Raw genomic sequence first — 24135 nt, 5'->3', positions numbered from 1 at the left:
AATCGCATAACCCGAAACAGATTGTAATTAGGTAACTTAATACATTATTTTATTGTAATCTGAAATTTTAATGAACACAAACACAAATGTCTAAATTTGGAGAATTAATAGATGTCGAGATACCGGTGCTGTTAGATTTTTATACAGAATGGAACGAACAATCTACGGCAATGCATCCGGTTTTAAGGGATGTTGCAGCGGCACTTGGTGACAAAGCCAAAGTTATAAAAATTGATGTCGATAAAAACAAAGAACTCTCTGATGCGCTTAGAGTAAAAGGTTTGCCAACACTTATCATTTATAAAGATGGTGAAATGAAATGGCGCCACAGTGGCGAACAAGATGCGAATACGTTAATTGGTATCGTACACCAATTTATGTAGTGGGTTTACTAAAAGAAATGGCTTTAAAGGTATAGCCTAATCCCGAAAAATGCTTGAGTACTTCTGGCAAAGCATACATCATATTCTTAGACGCTTTTATACTGTCATGAAACACAATGATATTACCGTCTGCAGTGTTTTTAAGTGCGTTATTAAGGCATTGCTCTGGGCTTAAATAATCTTCCCAATCGAAAGTAATAACACTCCACATAATAATTTTATAGCCTAAGGCTCTCAAGGCTTTGCTCTGCCTAGGTGTTATTTGTCCGTAAGGTGGTCTAAATAACGGGGGTTGTGCCGTGTGCGGTGTAATAGCATCAATAGCGCTTTGTGCTTTTAAAGTGTTTTCAATATAATTTTTAGTTCCTGTATTCCAACCGCGTAAATGGTTATAAGTGTGGTTGCCAATGGCGTGCCCATCGTTTAATACGCGCTTAAAAACAGCAGGGTGTTTTTCTACATTGTCGCCAATGCAGAAAAAAGTCGCTTTAGCATTATAGCGTTTTAGAACATCCAAAACCCAGGGCGTAATCTCTGGGTTAGGGCCGTCGTCGAACGTAAGATAAATCACTTTACTATGAGACGAAAAATCCCAAACATAGTTTGGGAAAATTCGTTTTATAAAGGAAGGTATTTTTACGGGTACTAGTCTCACAAGTGTCTTGATTATTCTGGTAATTTAATACTATCTAATAAAGGGATGCTGCTGTCTCTAGAAATTAAATCTCTTTCCTCTTTTACCGGCGTATTAATCTGCTCTTCAACGCCATATAAACTGCTAAATAGGTTTACATAGTTGTTAAAAATAGTAAATTCCTTTTCGGCAAAGGTCTCATCGTGTTGTATTACCGTTTTAATTAAAGCATTATAACGTTCAATATCCGTATAAATTTCAACGATATTTTTCTCTTGATTCTCTCGTGTTAATTCGCTGTAATACTTTAAGTTTTCCTGATATTTTTCGGCAACATCGGTAAATAACTGCTGCGCTTTGCTTTTTGCGCCAACCACATAATAGGCGCCAATATAAGGCTCTAAAAGGGTATAATAACCAAATTTATCAACCGGCATATTAATCATAGCAATGTCTGCGATTTCTTCAGCTTTAACCAATTTATCTTCATTGATTAATGTTTCTATTAAGCGCGCTAAATTACCACGGTAAGAAATAGAGTTTTTACGAGTCTCTGGGTCGTGGTAAATGTCACCACCGCTATTTCCCCAGCCCCAGTTCTTTACTTTGTTATACATAAAATCACTATCTACACGTCCCATATCGAAAGGGTTAGCGCGTTTAACAGGCGTTTTAATCGGTACTAATTTGTAAACCATACCATCTAGCTGTAAGTAGTCTTTCATCCAGATATAATCATCTTCTCCAAAAGCACCACCAGTAAAGTAAATAGGGCGTTTCCATTCGTTATTAGCCACGATGTCTAACATTAATAAACGCTGCTTGTAAAGGGCGTTGCCATCCAGTTTAATATCGATATAGGGTACAATCTCATCGGCATCTTTTTCTTTTACAATGCCATATTTTAAAACATTCTCCTTGTTTACTGGAACTCTTATGTTTTCCACAGGGAAGTAATTGGTGCTTTTTAATTGCTCAGGATAACGGCTTAAATCTTCACCTTGTAATTCTAAAATTCTACGGTATTTTGTTTTAGGATTATCGCTAGATACAAAAGCGATAAAATCTTTAATCAACAACGTGTCTTTATTGTACGTACGTTTGTATTCTTCGGTATTAGGATCGTAGTACTTTAAGCTCTTCATTACATAATCTCGGGTGCCATATCTGTACTGGTCGTGCGTTAATGATGATGGAATAGGTTCACTCTCGTACGCTTGACGCTTCATCTGGTCGATATACCAATCCGTCTGAAATAAACTTGTGTTTATAATTCGCACATCGGTTCTATAACCTTCAATTTCTTGAGCGTACCAGAGCGCAAACGTATCGTTATCTCCAATGGTGAATAGAATTCCATTTTCTCCACAGGAATCTAAATACTTTTTAGCCATAGAATTGGCGGTGTATTTTCCTGAGCGGTCATGGTCATCCCAGTTATTAGAAATTAAAACAGTAGGGACTAATAATAAACAGACTAAAGTGACTGCCGGAGCGAGCATCGGACTATTAATACGGGTGCGTAACGCATTAAAAATTGCGAAAACGCCAAAACCAATCCACATAGCAAACACATAAAACGAACCAACGACCGAGTAGTCTCGCTCTCTAGGTTCAAACGGCCTGACGTTGGTGTACACTTGTATCGCTATTCCGGTAAAGAGGAAAAACACCAAGAGTATCCAAAAGAGTTTCTTGTCTCTATTGAATAAGAAAAACAAGCCGATTAATCCTAAAATAAACGGAAGGAAATAATAAGTGTTTCTTGCTTTGTTATTTTTTACATCACTAGGTAAATGATCTTGCGACTGGCCAAGAAGCCAAGCATCAAAACCATTAATACCACTTAACCAGTTTCCGTGATTGTCGTAACGCCCTTGTATATCATCTTGCCTTCCGGTAAAATTCCACATAAAATACCTCCAGTACATATACCCTAGTTGGTATTGAAATAAATAAGAGATATTACTTGCTAACGACGGCTTTTCGATGTCTAAATATTTTTGCCCAAATTGCTTTAAGAACACATGGTAATCTTCATAATCCACATTGCCTTTGGCAACTTCATTTTTAAACTGTGTAATGTAAGCAACGTCTTGCTTAAGGCTTTCGTTTAAATAGACTGAGAGTTGATCGCCATACACAGACATAAACTGGTCGTATTCAGTTTCAGTTAATTCGCCATTTTGGTATTTAACGATGAACGTGCTTATTTTTTGTTCTGAAAACGGATCGATAACAAATTCAGGTTTTAAGTCGAAATTTAAAAACCCCGTAAATATTAAATAATTCTCGGCATTTTCGCCACTCCACATACGCGGTAAAATGGCAGCTTGTTCAGAATTGAAATTTTGTTTGGCATTTTTATACGCGTTAACCACTACGTATTTTCCTGTAGCTTCGTTTTTCTCGTACTTAGGTTTGTCGTCTATGTAAGGTTCCTTTTTATCTAATCCTGTATATTGCTCTGTAAATAACGGCCCATAAAATAAATGCGTTTCTGGATACTGTTCTAAATTATAGTACGCCAATAGTTCTCTAGCACTCGACGGGTTGTTCTCATTAATAACAACGTTGGCATTGGCACGAATAGGGAGCATAATCCAGGTTGAAAACCCGATAACCACAAACGTAATACATAAGATACCTGTGTTGATATTGACGTAGTTTTTCTGGCGCGTATACCGCAAACTAAAGTAAATAGCAGCTACTAATAAAATACCGGCAATGATAGATCCCGAGTTAAATGGTAAACCTACAGTATTCACAAAGAATATTTCTATAACACTAAAAAAGCGTAAAATATTTGGTGCTAATAGTTTAAATATAAATAACAAAATAGCCACCGATACTACATTGGCAACTATAAAATTAAGCGGTGTTATCGTTTTGTAGTTTTTGAAATAATAAATCAGCCCCAAAACAGGAATGGTTAAGAGCCCCATAAAGTGCACTCCAAACGAGAGCCCGATAACAAAGGCGATAAGTATTAACCAGCGGTTACCTCTGGGCTTATCCATATCCATTTCCCAGCGTAATCCCAAATAGAATAAAATAGCCATAATTAAAGTGGCCATCGCGTACACTTCAGTTTCTACGGCATTATACCAGAATGAATCGGTAAATGCAAAAGATAAACTGCCCACAAGAGCACTTCCTAATATTGCAATAGCGGTTCCTTTAGTAAAGATTTCCGATTTTATTAGCTTCGGAAGTAGTATCGTAAGACTCCAAAACATAAATAATATAGTAAACGCACTAGAAACAGCACTTAGCATATTCATCATTAATCCTACTTGAGAGGGCTCTAAAGCAAAGGTAGAGAAGGTCGCTCCAAGCATCTGGAACAGTGGTGCTCCCGGTGGATGGCCAACCTGAAGTTTCGCAGAGGTTAAGATGTATTCTCCTGCATCCCAATAACTAACAGTAGGTTCTACAGTTAAACTGTATGTGATTAATGCAATTAAAAAAGCGAGCCAACCAATAATGTTGTTCCACTTTTTAAAGGTGATTGAGGTCATATTTTAAATTATAATATTAAACTGTGGCGAATTTAGTAATAATAATAAAAAGACACTAATCATTTGGGGAGTCTTAACGCAGAACCTTTAAAACACGATGAAATGCTTGTAATGAGTAGGTTAACGATAGGGGGCGAAAAAAAGATGTATTTTTGATGAAAATTTATTGATAAATGTTTGCGTAAATAAAAGTTTGTCTTAAATTTGCAGCAATGTTAGAAACACTGGCCTATGGTGTAACTGGCAACACGTCGGTTTTTGGTACCGAAGAGTCTAGGTTCGAGCCCTAGTAGGCCAACAGACAAATCCTAATTCTTTTATAGAATTAGGATTTTTTGTTTTCAGTCCTTTTTTTCTTAATTTTTGAAGTGCTAAAAAGGGATCATTCCTAAATGTTGTTTTGATCCAAATTCTATTTGAATAACAGTACAGTACTCCAAATCATATACTTGGAGTTAAGAAGTAGATTTTAAAAAAGGGTTTAGATTGGTCTCTTCGAGCGCCGTCGAGAGGTTACTTATAAAGTGACAAATAGAAAAGAATAGCTAACCGCGACAAGCCTAGGCTTTAGTGACTCTTTAGCGCCCTTGGAGGGGTGCACCGCCCCTTTAGAATTAGAATGAATGCTCTGCCGGGATATTTGGAAATTCGAACGCCTACACACAGATACACAGCTTTTGAGAATGCTGTGGAGTGCGTAAAAAAGAAAAGGATAAATAGCGTTAACACCTTACATCTAAATTATATCCCTCACTCAAAAAAAAGCACGATAAGTAAAGGTGTTTTGAAAAGCAACGCGATAAAGGCTGTCGTATCCCAAAGCCATGAATTCTTAATTCTCACTACGCCTTTTAGCGATACCCTATAGATGGTGTATGGATGCCCTATGGATACCCTATGGATAATGTATGAGGAGTGTATGGTTAAAAAGCGTTTAAAACAGCCTTTTTAAAAGTTAAGACAGTAAACTTAGTCGTATTAAATCTTAAAAGTAATTACGGGTCTTTTTGCGTGGTTCACTAAGTCCTCACTAATACTGCCATTTAAAAAGTGCGAGATCCCTTGTCGGCCGTGCGTGCTAATTCCAATCAAATCGGCATTAATAATTTGCGAGAAATTTAAAATGCCTTTCTCTACGCTCTCGTCATTATAGATGTTAGTTGTAAAATTCTCGAATGTATTACCTTCAATAAATTCTCGTATTCTTACTTTGGCAGTAGCGGTAGTTGTAAAATTCCCCATAGTATTCACCATAAGTAAGTGGATTTTAGCATTAAAAAGTTCGGCAAGTTTAATGGCTTGTTTGTAGGTGTCTTTATTATCATTTTTAAAATCTGATGCAAAAACAAACTCTTCAATAGTAAAATTAATATGTTCGTTTTTAATCACAAGAACAGGAACATCGGAGGTTCTTACAATTTTTTCTGCGGTCGATCCAATAAACATTTCTTTTAAACCATCTGCCCCGTGAGATCCCATAATGATTAAATCAATACTGTTTTTTTTACACGTTTCTAAAATACCTTGAGAAATTTCTTTAAAATCAACAGTATGCGTAATCGAGAGAGATTGTAAATAGTCTTTTTCTAAAAGATCTTCAAATTTTTTCTGAGCTAATTTCATGAAATAGACAGCTTCTGGGAGCTCGGTTGGCGTGCCTAACTCACTAATTTGTTGGAGTGGTAAATCTAGTAGATGCAGAAGTAAAAGCTCACAATCGTGTTTTTTTGCGAGCTGAGCAGCCACCTTTAATGCGTTTTCTGCTTCCGGTGAAAAGTCGGTAGGAACAAGTATTTTTTTCATAAAAGAGGTTGTTTTAGTTGTTTTTCTAAAGTTAACTATAAAATTTGATATTTCAATAATTATGTAAATCAATATAATTGTGTATATTTGCACCGTTGTAATAAAAAAAGAAAGCGAGGGGACGGAGAGTCCCCTCTTTTTATACTTAAGAATGTTTGTAGCAAAAGTCAAAGAATTATTAGAAAACGGACTATTAGAAAGAGAAGATCTTTTTCTAATAGATCTTACCATTTCGGGAGATAACGAGGTTACTATTATTATCGATGGAGATCAAGGCGTTAAGGTAGAAGATTGTATCTTTGTTAGCCGCGCAATCGAACATAATATTGATAGTGAAGAATACGATTTTTCTTTAGAAGTCGCTTCAGCAGGGGCAACAACACCTTTAAAATTGCCAAGACAATACAAGAAAAATATTGGACGCGAAATAGAGGTGAGAACAGCAACTGAAACGATTACTGCAAAGTTAGTTTCTGCTTCAGAGGAAGCAATAGAGTTAGAATGGAAAGCAAGAGAACCTAAACCTATAGGAAAAGGTAAAGTTACCGTTCAGAAAAAAGCAAATATTGTCTATGATAACATATTAGAGGCAAAAGTGATGATAAAATTTTAATTCAATAAGAGTTATGGAAAATCTTGCATTAATTGAATCGTTTTCGGAGTTTAAAGACGATAAATTAATCGACCGTGTTACATTAATGGCTATTTTAGAAGATGTTTTTAGAAATGCCTTAAAAAAGAAATTTGGAGATGATGATAATTTTGATATCATTATAAATCCAGATAAGGGAGATTTAGAAATATGGAGAAATAGAATCGTGGTAGCAGACGGAGAAGTGGAAGAGCCCAACCAGGAAATTTCATTATCTGAAGCGCGTAAAATTGAACCAGATTTTGAAGTAGGTGAAGATGTGTCTGAAGAAGTAAAATTAATAGATCTTGGTCGTCGTTCTATTTTAGCATTACGCCAAAATTTAATTTCGAAAATTCAAGAACACGATAACACTAATATCTACAAGCAATTTAAGGATTTAGAAGGATCTTTATATAGTGCAGAGGTACACCATATTCGTCACCGTGCCGTTATTTTATTAGACGACGAGGGCAACGAAATTATATTACCAAAAGAAAAACAAATTCCTTCAGATTTTTTCAGAAAAGGAGATAATGTAAGAGGGATTATTGATAGTGTAGAATTAAAAGGGAACAAACCGTCCATTATAATGTCGCGTACTTCTCCTAAATTCTTAGAAAAATTATTTGAAGCTGAAATTCCAGAAGTATTTGATGGTTTAATTACCATTCAAAATGTAGTGCGAATTCCAGGTGAAAAAGCAAAAGTTGCGGTAGATTCTTACGATGATAGAATAGATCCTGTTGGCGCTTGTGTGGGTATGAAAGGATCTAGAATTCACGGTATTGTTCGCGAATTAGGAAACGAAAATATCGATGTAATTAATTATACAACAAACTTACAGTTATACATTACGAGAGCATTAAGCCCGGCACGTGTAACATCTATTAAAATAGACGAGGAAAATAAAAGAGCAGAAGCGATTTTAAAACCCGAAGAGGTAAGTAAAGCAATTGGTCGTGGCGGTCACAACATCCGTTTAGCAGGCCAATTAACAGGTTACGAAATTGATGTCTTTAGAGAAGGTGCAGAAGAAGATGTGGAATTAAGAGAATTCTCAGATGAAATTGAAGGCTGGATCATCTCCGAATTTAGCAAAGCAGGTTTGGATACAGCGAAAAGCATATTAGAACAAGATGTTGAAGATTTAATAAAAAGAACAGATCTGGAAGAGGAGACAATTCTGGATGTTATTAGAATTCTTAAGGAAGAATTCGAAGATTAACATATATTTGAGTAAAATTAAAGGTTAAAGGCAATTTATGGCTGAAACGATTAGATTAAATAAAGTATTACGTGAGCTTAACATCTCGTTAGATCGTGCCGTAGAATTTTTGAATTCTAAAGGTATCGAGATCGAGAAGCGTCCAACAACGAAAATATCTCAAGACACTTATAACGTGCTTTCAGGTGAGTTTCAAACAGATGCGAGCAAAAAAGTAAAATCTCAAGAAGTTAGTGAAGCTAAGCAGAAAGAAAAGGACGATTTGCGTTTAAAACGTGAAAAAGAATTGGAAGCTAAGCAGAAAGAAGATGAAGAGAGAGAACGCGCTAGAAAGCAAGAGGTTGTTAAAGCTAATAAACCCCTTTCAGGCCCTAAACAAGTAGGCAAAATCGACCTTGATCCTAAAAAGGCCAAGGAAGAATCTAAGCCAGCTGAAACTCCAAAAGTAGAGACTCCTAAAGTTGAAGCTCCTAAAGTAGAAACGCCAAAAACTGAAGCCCCTAAAAAGGAAGCGCTTAAAGTGGACGCCGAAACTAAAAAGGAACCTTCAAAACCGGAGGTTAAAACAGAGACAGCTAAACCTAAAACTACAGTGTCTAAAACAGAACCTGTAAAAACAGAAAAACCTAAAGCGACAGATAAGCCGTCTGTGGACTCTAAGGAGACTGTTAAAAAAGTAGACACGCCAACACCCGCTAAAAAAATAGAGACTATAAAAGCAGATACTCCAAAAGTAGACACTCCAAAAGCCACTAAGAAAGCAGAAACTCCGAAAGCAGAAACACCTAAAGTAGATGCTGTAAAAGAAGACGCTGAAAAACCTGGCGAGCTCGTTGAAGAAACAGTTAAAACAAAATATCAGAAACTTTCAGGGCCAAAAATTGCAGGAGAGAAAATAGATCTTTCACAATTTAAAAAGCCTAAGAAAAAGAAAGATGATAAAAAAGAGATCGATAGCGCGAACAAGAAGAAACGTCGTCGTATCTCTAAACCAGGAGATAATAAACCGGGAACGTCAACAGGAGGGAATACCAGAACTAACGACAGATTTAAAGGGAAAAAAGCGACGCCTGTACGTCGTACTACCGTTGTTAAAGAAGATCCTAGTGAAGATGATGTTAAAAAACAAGTAAGAGAAACCTTAGAGAAACTTCAGGGTAAATCTAACAAAGGTAGAGGTGCTAAATATCGTAGAAATAAAAGAGATTCACACAGAGATCAAACTGAAAAATCGCTTGAACAACTAGAAGCTGAAAGCAAAATCCTTAAAGTTACAGAGTTTGTAACCGCAAGCGAGGTCGCTATGATGATGGATGTTCCTGTAACAAAAATTATCTCTGCATGTATGTCTTTAGGTATGATGGTAACAATGAATCAACGTTTAGACGCTGAAACGTTAACTATTGTAGCCGATGAGTTTGGTTATGAAGTAGTATTTGTAACTGCCGATATTGAGGAATCCATTGTAGAGGTTCTGGACAAACCGGAAGATTTGGTTACCAGAGCACCTATTGTAACGGTAATGGGTCACGTAGATCATGGTAAAACATCGTTATTAGATTACATCCGTAAGGAAAATGTAATCGCTGGAGAATCGGGAGGAATCACACAGCATATTGGTGCGTATGGTGTAGAATTAGAAAACGGACAGAAAATCTCGTTTTTAGATACACCAGGTCACGAGGCCTTTACCGCAATGCGTGCGCGTGGAGCTCAAGTTACCGATATCGCTATTATTGTAGCTGCTGCCGATGATGATATTATGCCGCAAACTAAAGAGGCTATTGCTCACGCTCAAGCTGCAGGAGTTCCTATTGTGTTTGCCATTAATAAAATTGATAAGCCAACAGCAAATCCTGAGAAAATTAAAGAAGGATTAGCACAAATGAACCTTTTAGTTGAAGATTGGGGAGGTAAAATTCAATCGCACGATATTTCAGCTAAACAGGGAACTGGTGTTAAAGAATTATTAGAGAAAATATTACTAGAAGCAGAGATTCTAGAACTTAAAGCAAACCCGAACAAGCCAGCAGTGGGTACAGTCGTAGAAGCTTATTTAGATAAAGGACGTGGTTACGTGTCTACTATTTTAGTCCAAGCCGGTACACTTCGTATTGGAGATTATGTATTAGCAGGTAAAAATAGTGGTAAGATTAAGGCTATGCAAGACGAAAGAGGCCGTGAGGTTCTTGAGGCCGGACCATCGACACCGGTATCTATATTGGGATTAGACGGTGCTACACAAGCAGGAGATAAGTTTAGTGTTTTTGCAGATGAAAGAGAAGCCAAACAAATTGCAACTAAACGTATGCAGTTGCAACGTGAGCAAGATGTACGTACTACTAAAACATTAACGCTTGCCGAAATAGGAAGACGTATTGCTTTAGGAACGTTTAAAGAATTAAATATTATTCTTAAAGGTGATGTTGATGGATCTGTTGAAGCTTTAACCGATTCGTTCCAAAAACTATCAACCGAAGAAATACAAGTTAATATCTTACATAAAGGTGTTGGTGCCATTACAGAGAGTGATGTGTTATTAGCAACTGCTTCAGATGCTATTATTATCGGATTTAATGTAAGACCAGTGGGTAACGCTCGCGTTATTGCAGATCGTGAAGAAGTGGATATTAGAACCTATTCTATTATTTATGATGCTATCAACGATCTTAAAGATGCAATGGAAGGAATGTTATCTCCAGAATTAAAAGAGGAGATTACGGGTACTGCCGAAATTAGAGAGATCTTTAAAGTGTCTAAAGTAGGTTCAATTGCGGGTTGTATGGTAATGAATGGTAAAATATTCAGAAACTCAAGAATTCGTTTAATAAGAGATGGTGTTGTAATGCACACAGGTGGTTTAACCTCTCTAAAACGATTTAAAGACGACGCTAAAGAAGTTGCTAAAGGATACGATTGTGGTATGCAAATTAAAAATTATAACGATATCGAAGAGGGCGATACTATTGAAGCGTTCCACGAAGTTGAAGTAAAAAAGAAGTTGAGATAAACATCTACCTTTTTAAATATAATAAAAAGCATCTATTGAAAAATAGATGCTTTTTTACTTTTATGAGTTACCAGATTTTAATAGCACAAACGCAATCGCGTTGTGCGCAATCTAGCGGCTACTTATACAGTGATGTGCTGTAGTATTCAAACTTCGGGTTTATTGTTCCTGAGAACACGGGAAAGGGCCGATCACGCCGTAACGAAAAAACCGAACGGTCTATGCTATTAGTTTACATTATGGATGTTTCTAAATTGAGACGCCACTTTAACGTCGTATGTATTCTTCAACATTAAGTAGTTTTTTGTTTAGTTAGGTCTATACAGTGATTTTATGTTTCAAATAGGGAATGGATTGAAAGGTGCTGTACTGCGTTTTTGTTTATATGTTATTCTGTAATTTTTAAGATAGTATAACAGCTGTTGCTTTCGGGTACAATCAAGCCAGCCTTATAGTACAGGAGATTTTGAAGATATTATCTATTAATTTCTGTGGTATCGCAATTCAGTGTATCGCTGTATTTAAAGTATGCTATAAAATGAGAACAACCGTGTTTTGTATAAAAAAACAGATTACGGCTACCCTATTTTATGAGTGGATTTCTATACTGAAGTGTTAAATAATAAGCGAGGTGTTTTCGAGGCTGACTGAATTTTAAACGGTACGTTATAGATGAGAGTTTAATCGGTCTCTAGAATTAAAGGTTATGTAATATATACGATCAATTCTGAAATATAAAACGTAACGTCTATAAGCTTCCCTAATAAAAAAAAAGCACCTCATTTAGCGATTTAAATGAGGTGCTTTTTTATTCCTACTAAAGGGAAGTAATTATTGTTTTTTTGGGTTTAAAGGAAAGGCATTCGGAAATGTTTTTTTAATTTTAGCTAAAGCCCGGTCAGCCTCTAATCGCGATCTAAAGCTTCCTGCATAAATTTTGTAATTAGGCGTCTCGTATTTAAGCGAAGTGCTCCAATCCGTATGTGCCTGCTTAAACTTACTACGCGCACTTTCCGCTCCTTCTAAACTCCCGGAGTAGATATTAATACGGTAACGCTCATTATCACTCTCATTAGTGTTTATTTCTTTCTTTAATTCTAACAATTTTGTAATTTTGGAATCTTGATTGATCACTAATGTTCCTTCTTGCGCGTGACTGTAAAAACAGACTGATAGTGTTAATAAAATCACTAAACTGCTGTTTCTTAATGGTAATAATTTCATAGAGTTATCTTTAGGTATGCAAATGTATAGGTTATAAACGTAAAATGGATGTATTTTCTTATTTAGAATTTATCTAAATTAATAATTAAGACTTCTCTAACATTTATAAAATCGACTTTAAGTATTACTTTTGCTTAGAAATTTATAAGCGTATATTTCTTTCTGAATATGAAAAAATCGTACCAAAGTTTGGAAGATAATTTAACTAATAATATGAAACAGGTGATTCACCGTAAATTAGGACGTAACATACTAGGTTTAGGTCTAATTATTTTACTAGCATTTTCTACTTCTCTTCAGGCCCAAGATGGCGATCCAGTTGCAGGTAAGGCATTGTTTAACACGAATTGTGCAGCTTGTCATAAGTTAGACAAGAAAATGACAGGACCCGCATTGCGAAATGTCGAGGCGCGTTTAGCAGACGAAGAAGGTTTAGACCGAGAGTGGCTAAACAAATGGATACGTAACAGTGCCGGTATGGTAAATTCTGGCGATGCGTATGCCGTAAAAATTTACGAAGAATATAATGGTGCGGCAATGTCTGCATTTCCTTTGTTCTCTGATGCGGATATCGATAATATCTTAGCGTATACAGCAGAAGAGAAAAAAGAAGCACCGGTTGGTGTTACGGGAGTTGGAGCAGTAGCTGCAAACCCCCAAAATGATGGTGCTTCCAATAAGTTAATTCTTGCCGGTCTAGCATTATTGTTTTCTTTATTAGCGGGAGCGTTATTCTTAGTAAATAAAACACTACGCCGTTTTGCAGACGAAAAAGGCTTAGAATTAAATCAGAAACCAAAAAACACACCCATTTGGAAAGCTTTTCTCCAAAACCAATTTTTAGTATTGGTAACTGTGGTGTTCTTATTGTTGGCTGGAGGTTATTTTGTTTACGGTTACTTAATGCAAGTAGGAGTAAATCAAGGTTACGAACCAGTACAACCTATACATTTCTCACACAAAATACACGCCGGAGATAACGGAGTCGATTGTAAATATTGCCACTCTTCAGCAAGAGTGAGTAAGACGTCAGGTATTCCTTCTCTTAATGTATGTATGAACTGTCATAAATCTATTTACGAATATAACGGGGAAACTTCTGCTGCGTATTCTAAAGAGTTCTACGATGGAGAAATTAAAAAATTATACGACGCTGTTGGATGGGATGATGCAGAGCAAAAATATACAGGAGTAGAGAAGCCAGTAAAATGGGTTAGAATTCATAATCTTCCAGATTTTGCTTACTTTAATCACTCACAACACGTTGTCGTTGCAGGGTTAGAATGTCAAACGTGTCATGGACCTGTACAGGAAATGGAAATTATGTCTCAACACTCTCCATTAACAATGGGGTGGTGTATTAACTGTCACCGTGAAACAAAAGTAAAAGTAAAGGACAATCCTTACTATACAAAAATTCACGAACAGTTATCAAAAAAGTACGGTGTTGAGGAATTAACAGCAGCTCAAATGGGTGGATTAGAATGTGGAAAATGCCACTACTAATAAAATTAATTAAAGAAGTAAATTCAATTATATAATATGTCATCAAACAAGAAATACTGGAAAAGTGTTGAAGAGCTAAACGAAAATAGTTCTATTGTTGAGACGCTAAAACAAAACGAATTTGTTAACGAAATTCCAACTGACGAGTTTTTAGGTGATAAAGACACGTTAGAAGGTTCTTCTACAACACGTCGTGATTTCTTAAAATATGTTGGTTTTAGCACAGCAGCAGCTTCTTTAGCAGCATGCGAAGGACCAGTAATTAAGTCAATCCCTTATGTAGTTCAGCCAGAATCAATTATTCCTGGTGTTGCAAACTACTATGCTACTACAATAGCTGATGGTTTTGATTTTACAAGTGTTTTAGTTAAAACCCGAGAAGGTCGTCCAATAAAAATTGAAAACAATACATTAGCCGTAACCGATGGTGGGGCCAATGCAAGAGTTAATGCCTCTGTTTTAGGATTGTATGATAGCTTAAGGGTGAAAACACCAATGAAAGGCGAAAGCGAAATTTCTTGGTCTACTTTTACTACTGAAACTTCTCAGAAACTAAGTCAATTAGAAGGTACAGGAAAGCAAATTGTGTTATTAACACAAACCTATGCAAGTCCATCTACCAGCAAACTGATTTCAGAATTTAAAGAAAAGTATAGCAATGTAAACCATGTTGTTTACGATGCTGTTTCAGAATCTGCAGCATTAGATGCCTTTCAAGCAAAATATAACGAACGTGGTTTAGCGGGGTACGATTTTTCTTTAGCAACGACCATTGTGTCTGTTGCTGCCGATTTTCTAGGAGATTGGCAAGGTGGAGGTTTCGATGCGAGCTATGCGCAAGGTCGTGTTCCTGTAAATGGGAAAATGTCTCGCCATATTCAATTTGAGTCGGTTATGTCTCTCGCTGGAGCGAATGCAGATAAACGTGTTGGAGTAACACCAAGTCAACAAAAATTAGTTCTAGCAAAATTACATAGTTTAATCGTAGGTAGTGCTTTTTCTAAAAGTTTACCGGCGCGTGTTGAGAAAGCAGCACAGTCTGCAGCATCACAGCTTACAAAAGCGGGGAGTACTGGTGTTTTAATATCTGGTATTAACGATGTCAATGCCCAAACCGTAGTTTTAGAAATTAATGAAGCTTTAAACAGTAGAGCTTTCGATCCTAAAACACCTATTAAAACAAGACAAGGTAATGATAAAGCCGTAAAAACTTTGGTTGCCGATATGAAAGCAGGTAAGGTTGGCGCTATTATTATGAGTGGTGTTAACCCACTATATACATTGCCAAATGCAACTGATTTTGCTGAAGGTTTAAAACAAACCGATTTATCTGTAACTTTCTCTATGAAGGCAGACGAAACAGCTTCTGTAACACAGTATATTGCAGCAGCACCTCATTATTTAGAATCTTGGGGAGATGTAGAATTAAGAAAAGGCCATTATGGTTTAATTCAACCTACAATCCGTCCGTTATTCAATACAAAACAATTCCAAGACGCACTATTAATGTGGAATGGAAACGATGTGGTGTATAGCGATTATATTAAAACACTCTGGAAGGAGACTATCTTAAATGGAGCTTCTTATAACAGTGCGTTGCACGATGGTGTTTTTGTTTCTAAAGTAGCTCCAGTAACAGAGGATACGACGGCAAATATAGAAGACGCTGTTGAAACTCCTGCTAGTAATGCATCAAGTGCTTTAGCAGCATCAGTTTTGGCGAAAGGAATGGAACTTACATTGTACACTAAAATAGGAATGGGAGATGGTCAACAAGCCAATAACCCTTGGTTGCAAGAGTTTCCAGATCCTATAACTAGAACATCTTGGGATAACTATTTAACAGTATCTGCTACCGATGCTAAAACGCTTGGTTTAGTAAACCAACACGTAGCAACAGGTGGTTTAGATGGAAGTTACGCCGATATTACGGTAAACGGAACAACAGTTAAAGTACCGGTTATTATTCAACCAGGTCAAGCAACGGGTTCTGTTGGTTTAGCTTTAGGTTATGGTCGTACAGCAGGTATAAAAGACGAAATGAAAACGGGTATTAATGGATACCCACTATATAACGATTTTAATAATGTTCAATCTGTAACTGTCGCTAAAGCTGCAGGGATGCACGAGTTTGCTTGTGTACAATTACATAATACATTAATGGGTCGTGAAGATATTATTAAAGAAACGACACTAGAGATTTTCAATACTAAAGATAAAAAACATTGGAACGCTGTTCCTATGGTTTCTTTAAATCATAAAGAAACTCCAGTAACGTCTCCAGAAGTAGATTTATGGGATGAGTTTGATCGTTCTATTGGTCATCACTTTAATTTATCTATCGACTTGAACTCTTGTACGGGATGTGGGGCTTGTGTTATCGCTTGTCACGCTGAAAACAACGTGCCAGTAGTAGGTAAAGAAGAAATACGTCGTAGTCGGGATATGCACTGGTTGCGTATTGACAGATACTACTCTTCTGAAGAGACTTTTGAAGAAGATATTACTAAGAAAAACGAGTTCTCTGGACTATGGGGAGATAAAGGGTCACTATCAGGATTTGGTGAATTAGAATCTGCCGCCGATAATCCACAGGTTGTATTTCAACCCATAATGTGTCAACACTGTAACCACGCACCATGTGAAACTGTTTGTCCTGTAGCGGCAACATCTCACGGGCGTCAAGGGCAAAACCATATGGCTTATAACCGTTGTGTAGGTACACGCTATTGTGCAAATAACTGTCCATATAAAGTACGTCGTTTTAACTGGTTCTTATACAATGGTAACGATGAGTTCGATTACCATATGAATGATGACTTAGGAAGAATGGTTATTAACCCTGATGTAACTGTACGTTCAAGAGGAGTGATGGAAAAATGTTCTATGTGTATACAAAAGACACAGAAAACAATTCTAGATGCTAAGCGTGACGGGCGTGTTATAAAAGATGGTGAATTCGAAACAGCATGTTCTTCAGCTTGTAGCAGTGGAGCGATGGCCTTTGGAGACATCAATGATAAAGAAAGTAAAGTTGCAAAACTATTAGAAGACGATCGTATGTATCACTTATTGGAATATGTAGGGACTAAACCAAATGTTCAGTACCATACAAAAGTGAGAAACACATCTGAAGCTTAGAATAAATTAATTAACGAACAATTATAAAAGGATTATGGCGTCTCATTACGAAGCACCTATTAGAAGACCCTTAGTTACAGGTGAAAAATCATATCATGATGTATCTGTTGACATTGCCGCTCCCGTAGAAGGAAAAGCAAACAAACAATGGTGGATTGTCTTTTCAATCGCACTAGTGGCATTTCTTTGGGGAATTGGTTGTATTATTTACACAGTATCAACGGGAATAGGAACCTGGGGTCTAAACAAAACAGTTGGATGGGCTTGGGATATTACCAATTTCGTTTGGTGGGTAGGTATCGGTCACGCAGGAACACTAATTTCTGCAGTACTATTATTATTCCGTCAAAAATGGAGAATGGCAATTAACCGTTCGGCGGAAGCAATGACTATCTTCTCCGTAGTTCAAGCAGGTTTATTCCCAATTATACACATGGGAAGACCGTGGTTAGCGTATTGGGTATTACCTATACCAAACCAGTTTGGTTCTTTATGGGTGAATTTTAACTCACCATTACTCTGGGATGTATTTGCAATTTCAACCTATTTATCGGTGTCATTAGTATTCTGGTGGACTGGTTTACTACCTGATTTTGCAATGTTACGGGATAGAGCAGTAAGACCGTTCCAAAAGAAAATTTATAGCCTTTTAAGTTTCGGTTGGTCAGGTAGAGCAAAAGACTGGCAACGTTTTGAAGAAGTATCTTTAGTACTTGCAGGTTTGGCAACACCATTGGTTCTTTCGGTACACACGATTGTATCTTTTGATTTTGCTACGGCAGTTATTCCAGGATGGCATACAACAATTTTCCCTCCCTACTTCGTGGCAGGGGCAGTTTTCTCTGGATTTGCAATGGTAAATACACTTCTTATTATTATGAGAAAAGTATGTAACCTTGAAGATTATATTACTGTACAGCACATCGAGTTAATGAACATTGTAATTATGGTTACCGGTTCTATCGTAGGTGTAGCTTATATTACTGAGTTATTTGTAGCGTGGTATTCTGGTGTGGAATACGAACAATATGCATTCTTAAACAGAGCAACAGGGCCATACGCTTGGGCGTATTGGATGATGATGTCGTGTAACGTTTTCTCACCACAGTTTATGTGGTTTAAGAAACTAAGAACAAGTATTATGTTCTCTTTCGCAATATCTATTGTAGTAAACGTAGGGATGTGGTTTGAACGTTTTGTAATTATTGTAACATCGTTACACAGAGATTACTTACCATCATCATGGACAATGTTCTCTCCAACATTTGTAGACATAGGTATTTTTATAGGGACTATAGGATTCTTCTTTGTATTATTCCTATTATACGCTAGAACATTCCCAGTTATTGCACAAGCCGAGGTTAAGACCATTTTAAAGTCTTCTGGTGAGCGTTACAAAAAAATAAGAGAAAGAGGTGAAAGTCTTTCAGGTACTGGAGCAGATGCTAGAACATCTGGTAGTGAAATTAAACAATCAAATACAGAAAAGTAGCCTATGGAAACTTCAAGAGTAATTCACGCTATTTATACAGACGATGATGTTTTAATGGCTGCTGTTAAAAAAGTAAAAGCCGAAAGATATCATATTGAAGAGATATACACGCCGTTTCCAGTCCATGGGCTTGATAAAGCGATGGGGTTAGCACCTACACGTTTAGCAATAACAGCATTCATTTATGGATGTATTGGTTTAATAGTGGCTACCTTAATGATGAATTTTATAATGATTGAAGATTGGCCTCAAGATATTGGAGGTAAACCAAGCTTTAGTTATTTAGAAAATATGCCAGCATTTGTGCCTATTATGTTCGAACTTACTGTGTTTTTTGCAGCGCACTTAATGGTGATAACATTTTATTTAAGAAGTAAAATATGGCCGTTTAAAAAAGCTGAAAATCCAGATCCAAGAACTACAGATGACCATTTTCTTATGGAGATTCCGGTGACCGGAGATGAAAAAAAATTACAGGATTTGTTATTTGAAACTGGTGCAGTAGAAGTTAACTTAGTCAATAATACGCATTAATTATACACTATGAAAAGTATTTTTAAAATTACAATATTAGCTTTAGTTTTAGTGTCTTTTGCCTCATGTCAAAAAAACTCTAGACCAAACTATGAATTTATGCCAAATATGTATGAATCTGTTGGCTATGAAGCTTATCAAGAGTCTGATGCATTTGCAAATGGAATTGAAGCTCAACTTCCAGCAGAGGGATCCATATCAAGAGGGCATATACCTATGGATATCGACGGCACTAATGACGGCTATTTATTAGCTAAAGAAACATTAAAATCACCTTTGGATTCAACGCAAGTAGATTACTCTAGAGGAGGACCACTTTATGTTATTTATTGTGGAATTTGCCACGGTAATAAAGGCGATGGTGCTGGTAATTTGGTGAAACGTGAAAAACTGTTAGGTGTTCCAAGTTATGCCGATGTAGGAAGAGCCATAACTGAAGGAAGTATTTACCATACTGTTTATTATGGTAAGAATGCAATGGGTTCTTATGCAAACCAACTTAACGAAGAGGAACGCTGGCAAGTAGTGGCTTACGTTTTACAGTTAAAAGCAGATTTAGAAAAATAAGATTTAGATAAAGTTTATATAAAGATATGTACACATTTTCAAGTAGACTAAAAATAGCTTCTATAGCGCTAATGGTCATCGGGGCATTAGGTATTGGATTTGGGTTTATGAGTTCTCATAAATCTTTTCAGGACGTTGAAACCATGTTATCTAATGAAACAGCCCACGGGGGTGGTCATGCGTTAGAAACTAAGGCACACGTTGTTGCAGGTGATACCAATCATACTGATAATGCGCACGATGCCAACGCACACGAGGCGCTCTCAAGTGTAGAACATAAAGTAGACGAGCATAAAGAACATGTAGAGCACGTTCAACACCAAATAGCGAATAGACCGTGGTCGGCTATTTACGTTGCTGCTTTTTTCTTTATGATGATAGCCTTAGGGGTCTTAGCATTTTATGCATTACAATACGCGTCCCAAGCCGGATGGTCTCCACTATTACTTCGTGTAATGGAAGGGATAACTGCTTACCTATTGCCGGGAGCTTTAATTGTACTTCTTATTGCGGCACTGTCTCATTATATAGGGCACAACAACATCTTTATTTGGATGGATCCTGAAATGGTAAATCCAGAAAGTGATAAGTTTGATAAGCTTATAGCAGGTAAACAAGGATGGTTAAACGTACCAATGTTTCTACTTAGAGGTTTAATCTTTATTGGCGGTTGGTCGTTATACAGATACTTCTCTAGAAAATTCTCTATCGCTCAAGACCAAGCAGACGATAATAAAAACTTTAAGAAAAACTTCCGTATCTCGGCGGCATTTTTAGTGTTCTTTATCTATACGGAATCTATTACGTCTTGGGATTGGATTATGAGTGTAGATCCACACTGGTTTAGTACGTTGTTTGGCTGGTATGTGTTATCAGGAATGTTGGTTTGTGGTATCACAGTCATCGCCTTAATAACCATCTACCTTAAGTCTAAAGGATTACTGCCGCATGTAAACGATAGTCATATCCATGATTTAGCTAAATATATGTTTGGTTTTAGTATTTTTTGGGCGTACTTATGGTTTTCACAATTTATGTTAATCTGGTATTCTAATATTCCAGAAGAGGTGACGTATTTCGTAACACGAATTGAAGATTACAATTTACCATTCTTTGGAATGCTTATATTAAATTTCATATTCCCAATATTATTATTAATGAATAGTGAGTACAAACGTATTCCTTGGTTTGTCGTTATGACAGGATTAGTAATCTTAGGAGGTCATTATATAGATGTATTCAATATGATTATGCCAGCAACAGTTGGTGATAGATGGTTTATTGGTATTCCTGAAATATGTTCAATGTTATTTTTCACTGGCTTGTTTCTGTTTATTGTTTTTACAGCATTATCAAAAGCACCTTTAACGCAAAAGAGAAATCCGTACATAAAAGAAAGCGAGAATTTCCATTATTAATTATAAATTAAGTAAAGAAGAACGACAACAATGACGGCTTTATTAACAATTTTAGTTTTAGTATTTATTCTAGTTGCCATCTGGCAAATGGTTAAAATATTTGATTTAACTCAAGGTAATTCAAAAGAGGATCATAATCAAATAGCAAACGATAAGGATAATAAGTATCAAGGGTATTTAATGTTAGGCTTTTTAGTCTTCATTTATGCCATTACCATCTTTAGTTTTATCGAGTATGGAGATTTGCCATTACTCTCTAACTCGGCATCAGAACACGGTCCAGAGGTAGATAGATTAATGATTCTTTCGTTAGTTGTAATCTTCATAGTACAAGCAATAACACAATTCCTATTACACTACTTTGCGTTTAAGTATAGAGGTGAAAAGGGTAAGAAAGCATTGTTTTATGCCGATAACAATAAATTAGAAGCCATCTGGACAACTATTCCTGTAATCGTTCTAGCAGCATTAATCATTCAAGGTTTATTTACTTGGACTAACATTATGAATGTGAACCAAGAGGATGATCCATTAGTGGTTGAATTATATGCACAACAATTTAATTGGACGGTGCGATACTCTGGAAACGATAACACTTTAGGTAAGGCTAACGTAAGGTTAATCGATATCGATAAAGCAAATATTCTAGGTGTTGATGAGTCAGATCCTAATGCCCAAGATGATATTATCGCAAAGGTATTACACTTACCTGTAGGACGCCCTGTTTTAATAAAAATGCGTTCTCAAGATGTATTACACTCGGCTTTGATGCCACACTTTAGGGCTCAAATGAACTGTGTTCCTGGTATGATTACGCAATTTGGGTTTACCCCAACAGTGACTACAGATGATATGCGGGTTACACCGGAAATGATCGATAAAGTCGCCAATATTAATAGAATCAGAGCTGAAAAAAGTGAAGAGTTGATTGCGGAAGGGAAAGATGCTTTAGCGCGTTATGAGTTTGATTACTTAGTACTATGTAATAAAATTTGTGGTACCTCTCACTACAATATGCAAATGAAAATTATAGTTGAAACGCAGGAAGAGTATGATGCTTGGATTAATAGCCAAAAATTATTCAAAGACTCTTTAAATAAATAACACATAAAAATATAAAGATATTAGATTATGTCAGCACACGCAGATACTCACGCTCACGACGATCATGGTCACCATCATAAAGAAACTTTTATAACTAAGTACATCTTTAGCCAAGATCACAAAATGATCGCTAAGCAGTATTTAATTACAGGTACGCTAATGGGGATTATTGGCGTATTAATGTCAATGATGTTTCGTATACAGATCGCTTGGCCAGAAGAACCAAATGTGCTTTTTGAAGCATTACTAGGTAAATGGGCACCAGACGGTGTTATGGATGCCGATGTTTATTTAGCACTGGTAACCATACACGGTACCATTATGGTATTCTTTGTACTTACAGCCGGATTAAGTGGTACCTTTAGTAACTTATTAATTCCGTTGCAAATTGGAGCACGAGATATGGCCTCTGGATTCCTTAATATGGTGTCTTATTGGTTATTCTTTATCTCTAGTGTAATTATGCTGAGCTCTTTATTTGTAGAAGCAGGACCAGCAGCAGCAGGATGGACAATTTATCCGCCGTTAAGTGCCTTACCAATGGCGCAAGGAGGTTCTGGTTTAGGGATGACATTGTGGTTAATCTCTATGGCTATATTTATTGCCTCATCGTTATTAGGATCCTTAAACTACGTCGTTACCGTTTTAAACTTAAGAACAAAAGGAATGTCTATGACACGACTTCCACTTACCATTTGGGCGTTTTTTGTAACGGCTATTATCGGTATCGTATCGTTTCCAGTGTTATTAGCAGCTGCGCTGTTACTAATAATGGATAGAAGTTTTGGAACGTCTTTCTTTTTATCAGATATTTTCATTCAAGGAGAAGTATTGCATTACCAAGGAGGATCTCCAGTATTATTCGAGCACTTATTTTGGTTCTTAGGTCACCCAGAAGTTTATATTGTAATTTTACCAGCAATGGGAATTGTTTCAGAAATTTTAGCATCAAATTCACGTAAACCTATTTTTGGTTACCGTGCCATGATTGCTTCAATTTTAGCAATTGCATTCCTTTCAACAATTGTTTGGGGACACCATATGTTCGTTTCAGGAATGAATCCATTTTTAGGTTCTGTATTTACATTTACAACACTATTAATTGCAATTCCTTCCGCAGTAAAAGCCTTTAACTGGATTACAACTATTTGGAAGGGTAACCTCCAAATGAATCCAGCGATGCTATTCTCTATAGGTTTTGTATCTACCTTTATTACAGGTGGTCTTACAGGAATCATTTTAGGAGATAGTGCTTTAGATATCAACGTGCACGATACCTATTTTGTAATTGCGCATTTCCACTTAGTAATGGGAATCTCAGCGATCTATGGAATGTTCGCAGGTATCTACCACTGGTATCCCAAAATGTTTGGGCGTATGCTAAATAAAAAATTAGGATATATTCACTTCTGGATTACAGCAATCTGTGCGTACGGAGTTTTTTTTCCAATGCACTTTATCGGAATGGCTGGTTTGCCAAGACGTTACTATACAAACAGTAACTTCCCACTATTCGACGACTTAGCAAATGTAAACGTTGTTATTACAGTGTTTGCTTTAATTGGTGGTGTAGTACAAATAGTATATTTATATAACTTCTTTGTCAGCATATTCTACGGTGAGAAAGCAACACAAAACCCTTGGAGAGCAACTACTTTAGAGTGGACTACACCTGTAGAGCACGTACACGGTAACTGGCCAGGAGAGATACCTCATGTATACCGTTGGGCTTACGATTATAGTAAACCAGGTCACGACACAGACTTTGTCATGCAAAACGTACCCTTAAAAGAAGGTGAAGAAGAGCTTCAACATTAAACATCCTTAAAAAAGGGGTCTCAATAAGAGATTCAAAATACTGAAGCCTTTCTATTAATTTAGAAAGGCTTTTCGTTTTTTAATAAAAAAGTATAGTACACTTCGTATATTTGTTTGAATA

At 36.5% G+C, this 24135-nt stretch carries 16 protein-coding genes and 1 tRNA gene; 13 read left to right on the top strand and 4 right to left on the bottom strand.

What is annotated here, in order from left to right; all coding sequences use genetic code 11:
* The first annotated feature begins 86 nt into the window (after positions 1–86).
* Positions 87–383, top strand: coding sequence for a thioredoxin family protein (locus tag ES677_RS11080; RefSeq protein ID WP_148370482.1), 297 nt, complete (start codon positions 87–89; stop codon positions 381–383).
* Here the strand turns inward: ES677_RS11080 and ES677_RS11075 are convergent.
* Positions 376–1038, bottom strand: coding sequence for a polysaccharide deacetylase family protein (locus ES677_RS11075; protein WP_148381270.1), 663 nt, complete (start codon positions 1036–1038; stop codon positions 376–378). The genes ES677_RS11080 and ES677_RS11075 overlap by 8 nt on opposite strands.
* Positions 1039–1049: 11 nt before the next feature.
* Entirely contained in the window at positions 1050–4538 is a 3489-nt protein-coding gene (locus ES677_RS11070) for a glycosyltransferase family 117 protein (RefSeq protein WP_148381269.1), read from the bottom strand.
* 225 nt (positions 4539–4763) lie between these two features.
* Here ES677_RS11070 and ES677_RS11065 point away from each other — a divergent pair.
* Positions 4764–4836 (top strand) — tRNA-Gln (locus tag ES677_RS11065).
* Positions 4837–5516: 680 nt separating this feature from the next.
* On the opposite strand, the gene ES677_RS11060 is transcribed toward ES677_RS11065, so the two are convergent.
* Entirely contained in the window at positions 5517–6341 is an 825-nt protein-coding gene (locus tag ES677_RS11060; RefSeq protein ID WP_148381268.1) for a universal stress protein, read from the bottom strand.
* Between the two features lie 151 nt (positions 6342–6492).
* Between ES677_RS11060 and rimP the strand changes: the two genes are divergently transcribed.
* The 3 genes from rimP to infB are packed head-to-tail and all read left to right on the top strand — an operon-like array spanning position 6493 to position 11210.
* Complete coding sequence (rimP, locus tag ES677_RS11055) at positions 6493–6954, top strand: ribosome assembly cofactor RimP (protein WP_148370486.1); 462 nt, start codon at positions 6493–6495, stop codon at positions 6952–6954.
* A 13-nt stretch (positions 6955–6967) separates the two neighbouring features.
* The gene (gene nusA, locus ES677_RS11050) at positions 6968–8200 is read left to right on the top strand and encodes a transcription termination factor NusA (RefSeq protein WP_148370487.1); all 1233 of its coding nucleotides are present in this window, start codon (positions 6968–6970) and stop codon (positions 8198–8200) included.
* Positions 8201–8237: 37 nt separating this feature from the next.
* A complete protein-coding gene (gene infB / locus ES677_RS11045; protein ID WP_148370488.1) occupies positions 8238–11210 on the top strand; it encodes a translation initiation factor IF-2 in 2973 nt (990 codons plus the stop codon).
* An 831-nt stretch (positions 11211–12041) separates the two neighbouring features.
* On the opposite strand, the gene ES677_RS11040 is transcribed toward infB, so the two are convergent.
* Complete coding sequence (locus ES677_RS11040; RefSeq protein WP_148370489.1) at positions 12042–12434, bottom strand: SPOR domain-containing protein; 393 nt, start codon at positions 12432–12434, stop codon at positions 12042–12044.
* A gap of 213 nt (positions 12435–12647) precedes the next feature.
* On the opposite strand from ES677_RS11040, the gene ES677_RS11035 reads away from it, so the two are divergent.
* From ES677_RS11035 to ES677_RS11000, 8 genes are read left to right on the top strand one after another with little or no spacing between them, the layout of a single operon-like run.
* The gene (locus ES677_RS11035) at positions 12648–13940 is read left to right on the top strand and encodes a c-type cytochrome (protein WP_148370526.1); all 1293 of its coding nucleotides are present in this window, start codon (positions 12648–12650) and stop codon (positions 13938–13940) included.
* Positions 13941–13976: 36 nt separating this feature from the next.
* A complete protein-coding gene (locus tag ES677_RS11030; RefSeq protein ID WP_148370490.1) occupies positions 13977–17081 on the top strand; it encodes a TAT-variant-translocated molybdopterin oxidoreductase in 3105 nt (1034 codons plus the stop codon).
* Positions 17082–17115: 34 nt separating this feature from the next.
* Positions 17116–18573 carry an NrfD/PsrC family molybdoenzyme membrane anchor subunit gene (gene nrfD / locus ES677_RS11025; protein ID WP_148370491.1) on the top strand — a complete coding sequence of 486 codons (1458 nt, stop codon included), beginning with the start codon at positions 17116–17118 and terminating at the stop codon, positions 18571–18573.
* A 3-nt stretch (positions 18574–18576) separates the two neighbouring features.
* Positions 18577–19107, top strand: a complete 531-nt coding sequence (locus ES677_RS11020) for a DUF3341 domain-containing protein (RefSeq protein WP_148370492.1) — start codon at positions 18577–18579, stop codon at positions 19105–19107.
* Positions 19108–19116: 9 nt separating this feature from the next.
* Positions 19117–19674, top strand: coding sequence for a c-type cytochrome (locus ES677_RS11015; RefSeq protein ID WP_148381267.1), 558 nt, complete (start codon positions 19117–19119; stop codon positions 19672–19674).
* A gap of 26 nt (positions 19675–19700) precedes the next feature.
* Positions 19701–21092, top strand: coding sequence for a quinol:cytochrome C oxidoreductase (locus ES677_RS11010; protein ID WP_148381266.1), 1392 nt, complete (start codon positions 19701–19703; stop codon positions 21090–21092).
* Between the two features lie 30 nt (positions 21093–21122).
* A complete protein-coding gene (locus ES677_RS11005; RefSeq protein WP_148381265.1) occupies positions 21123–22196 on the top strand; it encodes a cytochrome c oxidase subunit II in 1074 nt (357 codons plus the stop codon).
* 27 nt (positions 22197–22223) lie between these two features.
* Complete coding sequence (locus ES677_RS11000) at positions 22224–24014, top strand: cytochrome c oxidase subunit I (protein WP_148370496.1); 1791 nt, start codon at positions 22224–22226, stop codon at positions 24012–24014.
* The last annotated feature ends 121 nt before the right edge of the window (positions 24015–24135 follow it).

Source organism: Bizionia gelidisalsuginis (assembly GCF_008086185.1).
Classification (GTDB): domain Bacteria; phylum Bacteroidota; class Bacteroidia; order Flavobacteriales; family Flavobacteriaceae; genus Bizionia; species Bizionia saleffrena.
This window is presented reverse-complemented; position numbering and strand designations above follow the sequence as displayed.